This window comes from Monashia sp. HAY1-5C (assembly GCF_056755255.1).
Genome location: NZ_JBPGXG010000803.1, coordinates 1 through 234 on the forward strand (window position 1 = coordinate 1; position 234 = coordinate 234).

The 234-nt window shown below is 71.8% G+C and carries 1 pseudogene; it reads right to left on the bottom strand.

The window, feature by feature from the left end:
* Positions 1–24: 24 nt before the first annotated feature.
* Positions 25–234 (bottom strand): annotated as a pseudogene (locus tag ACR9ZK_RS23590) (hypothetical protein); the annotation flags it as partial.

The window sequence follows — 234 nt, forward strand, 5'->3', positions numbered from 1 at the left end:
CGGCAGCAGCATGCGGCCATCCGCTCACCGTCTGCGCTGAATGGGATGGCCGCCGGAGACGGCCAGCAGGTGCACCGGATGGCGGAAAGACGGATGCAAGGCGATGCGGCGGCCCTGCGCGTTGCGGACGATGCCATGGTCCGTGCCGTCCGGTACGAGGCCGCCGAGCAGCACCGGGTGGCGCTCCAGGAAGGGCTGGGCGGCGAGGGCGTCCGCGTACGTGTCCTGCAGGGT